This is a genomic window from Oleiphilus sp. HI0066 (genome assembly GCF_001635725.1).
In genome coordinates, this window is the sequence record NZ_LWFH01001496.1 from 1 (window position 1) to 2,354 (window position 2,354).

General features: G+C 43.8%; 2 protein-coding genes and 1 pseudogene. 1 reads left to right on the forward strand and 2 read right to left on the reverse strand.

The genetic code is table 11. The features are described 5' to 3' along the window. Window positions 1–545, forward strand: a pseudogene (locus A3738_RS31430) (hypothetical protein); the annotation flags it as partial. On the opposite strand, the gene A3738_RS23165 reads toward A3738_RS31430, so the two are convergent. Together A3738_RS23165 and A3738_RS23170 are read right to left on the reverse strand one after the other, a co-directional pair. Beyond that, the gene (locus tag A3738_RS23165) at window positions 530–1,234 is read right to left on the reverse strand and encodes a 3-deoxy-D-manno-octulosonic acid kinase (protein ID WP_197473982.1); all 705 of its coding nucleotides are present in this window, start codon (window positions 1,232–1,234) and stop codon (window positions 530–532) included. The pseudogene A3738_RS31430 and the gene A3738_RS23165 overlap by 16 nt on opposite strands. A 17-nt stretch (window positions 1,235–1,251) precedes the next feature. Beyond that, window positions 1,252–2,354 (reverse strand): glycosyltransferase family 4 protein (locus A3738_RS23170; protein ID WP_082890124.1); only part of this gene is annotated, 1,103 nt, incomplete at its 5' end.

Consider the following 2,354-nt stretch of genomic DNA (forward strand, 5'->3'; position numbering starts at 1 on the left):
ACTGCTCAGCATGGCGCAAATTAGCCTTGTTTGATGCGGGTAAGTTGGGCCTAAACGGCCGTATTTTATTCTTAGATTTAGACCTTGTTATATTGAGTGCCATTGATGAGCTCTTTGAGGGTGATGCGCCTTTTTTGATGCTAGAAAATTGGTATCAACCTGGTAATGGTCAGGCGTCTTTAATGCGTTATGACAGTGACTTTGCCAAACCTGTATTAGACGAGTACTTGTCTGATTCTGAGACGATATTGAAGACTTACGTAACTGAGCAAGCGTTTATTGCGGAGCGTTTGTGCGTTAATGGCGCTTACTTTGACCCAAGTTATTGCGTGAGCTTTAAAAAACATGTGATGCATAGTGATTGGCGTCGTTTTACGAGCAAGCCCTATGATAAACCCGAGGGGGCCAAGGTCATTGTGTTTCATGGTCGGCCAAACCCGCCGGATGCGATTAAAGGTGATTGGGGGAAGTCATTACCTGCATTAAAACGCTGGTGGAAGGGTTTAAAGCCTTGTCCTTGGATTGCCGATTATTGGCGTGAGTGAGCGTACTCGTAGTGCTCCATAAACTGGGTCCAGTTTGCTTCGGTCCAAATAATTCCATGTCGAACATGTTCTTTGATGAAGCTGCGCTCTAGACGTTCGGTCATGCGCATTCGGTGTCGTTCTTTCAGTTTAAAGATTTTAGCTTGATCAAAGTCGATGACCCAAACCTTTTTCTGAGCATCTACCAGAATGTTCTGAATATTTAGGTCGGGGTGGAAGACGCCATGCTTGTGCAGGTCTGCAATGCAATAGGCCAAGTCTTTAATAAGTTGGTTGCTTGCAGGTTCTTGCAGTACTTTGAGAAGGTCTTCTGCTGTGTCGATGCGTTTCGTGAGAAGGTCTGCCGTATAGTGACGTCCTCTTTTAATAACGCGCGCGCCCGCAGGCTCTGGAACGGGTAGTCCTGCATCATGGAGTTTCTGTAGTATTCGGAACTCTTTGATAGATCGTGTTTTATCAAACGAAAAGAATAAATAGTGATCACGATTAAAGCGGCTAATTAGCCCGCCTCGATAATAGTGACGCAACACAAGTGCATACTCGTTATGGCGCACAAACCAGGTTGTTCCTCTGCCAGATTCATGACCTTCAACTGCATGAATACTTTGCCAATACTTAGGGTCAAAGTATTCGGTTTTTTGTTCATGGAAAATTCCATGATTAACTTTAATGAAGGTGTTTTTCAGCATGTACGTCATTTATCGATTTAAAGCTTGCTAACCATAGCGGATTTTTGCCAAAGCTCTTTATAAAGTTGCAATGTTTTTTGTGTGGTTTGGCTTTTTTCAAAGTGCGTTTGAACGAATGCGTGAGCATTGTCTCCTACAAGACTTCGTTTGTCAGTTGAGAGAGTGTAAATTTTTTGTAGCGCAGCAATGAAAGATGACTCATTTTGCGCTTTATATAATGCGTACGGAATTAGCTCTGGAGCAATGATGTCTCTACTTGTTCCGTGATCAGGCGCTAGAACGAATGTTTTCATCGCTTGTGCTTCTATGATGGTTCGCCCAAATGATTCTGGTTTGGTCGTAGCGGACAGTACAACATCCGCGTTTTCATAAAACGGCTGCAGATTTTTCTGATGCTCTACAAAACGCACGGTATGACAAGAGCTTTCAGACAGCTTCTGAATCTCTTTGTAGTAATCATCCTTTCCTGTTTTGTCACCAATAAAAATTAGCTCGACTCGTGTGTTATTAAATTGTTCAAGTGCTTTTAAGACAAATGCATGTCCTTTTAATCGGGTAAATCTCGCAGGCATCAAGAGAGTAAATACTTCTTTTTCTTTTGGTTGGCTTTGTTCTTGAGCAGGTTTAAAAAAATGCGTATCAACCCCGCGATTAATCGTCACAATGTGATTGGCAAGTGCTGGATAGGTGCTTTGTATATGCCTTTCAACAAACTGAGAAACTGCGATTGTTCTGACTCCACGTAGCATTGCGGAGTTATAGAAACGCTTTGCAGCGGGTTGATGTCCATAGACTCCATGGAAAGTCGCAACGTAGGGTACGCCGCTCAGCTTAGACGCCAATAGGGTGCTCCACGCTGGGGCCCTAGAGCGAACATGTAACAAGTTTATGCCGTGTTCTTTGATTAATCGCACCATTGCGAAAGCATTGAGTATGATGCGGACAGGATTCTTGCTGTGAACGGGCAGAGTATGGTGTCTGACATTGAACAGATTCAGTTCCTTAGTCAGCTTTCCGCCGGATGAAATGACGCTCGACTTGATGTGATTTGAGGACAAATGTTCAGCCAGCTCTATCGTTCCGCGTTCTACACCTCCGCCGTGTAATGCCGGAAGAATTT

Bases quoted from the DNA above. Each gene is read 5' to 3' on its own strand.
- A3738_RS23165 (WP_197473982.1), bottom strand. From the start codon at position 1,234: ATGCTGAAAAACACCTTCATTAAAGTTAATCATGGAATTTTCCATGAA.